Source organism: Mesorhizobium sp. M4A.F.Ca.ET.020.02.1.1, from assembly GCF_004022645.1.
GTDB lineage: Bacteria > Pseudomonadota > Alphaproteobacteria > Rhizobiales > Rhizobiaceae > Mesorhizobium.
In genome coordinates this window covers 1-713 of sequence record NZ_RZOI01001296.1, presented here as the reverse complement: position 1 = coordinate 713, position 713 = coordinate 1, and the positions used below count along the sequence as shown (strand labels likewise).

Below are 713 nucleotides of genomic sequence, written 5' to 3'. Positions count from 1 at the left end.
ATGCCGCCCGGGGGCGGTATGGATTATTAGGGGCTCCGCTGGCGGGAGAGGGGAGGCATTCCCCAAATTGACTCCCCCGCCGCTCTCCGCCATCCTTGGGGCTGCCGCTATCCCTGCGGCAGCGTGTTTCGAGTGAGGCCATGGCCAGTTCCGCCGCCAGAGAAAATTCCCGCCGCGCCGCGGTGAAGAAGGCGCTCGAGCGCCACAAGGTCTATGTCACCGCGCAGAGCTTCTCCGGCGGCACATACAGCGCGCGCGTGCTGGTCGACGGCGAGGCCTATTGGGTCGACGAGTTCCGGCTGAGCCAGCTCAGGCAAGGGCTGACCCCGGCTGAGCTCGAGCTCACGCCGGCCGCCGACGATTGAGTTTTCACGGATGATCATGGCAAGGCTGGCGGGACAGCACCCCCCTCTGGCCTGCCGGCCATCTCCCCCTCAAGGGGGGAGATCAGATGCAGTTGCCGCTTTCGCCAATCGCCGACGTTACAAGGGGAGCACCGGCGCTCGAACTGCCAATCTCCCCCCAAGTGGGGGAGATGTCCGGCAGGACAGAGGGGGGCGCGAAGGAACGCGGCCTTTGCCATTGTCCGCTCTGCGCCTTGGCGCCTGACCGATGCCGCCTCCCTCCAAACTCAAACCCTACCGCGCCAAGCGCGAATTCTCCCGCCCGCGGGTTCCGGCGTGCGGGAGAATTCGCGCTTGGCGCGGTAGGGT

1 protein-coding gene is annotated in these 713 nt (G+C 66.8%); it reads left to right on the top strand.

What is annotated here, in order from left to right:
- Window positions 1–140 precede the first annotated feature (140 nt).
- The gene (locus EN742_RS36745; protein ID WP_126055271.1) at window positions 141–365 is read left to right on the top strand and encodes a hypothetical protein; all 225 of its coding nucleotides are present in this window, start codon (window positions 141–143) and stop codon (window positions 363–365) included.
- Window positions 366–713 lie beyond the last annotated feature (348 nt).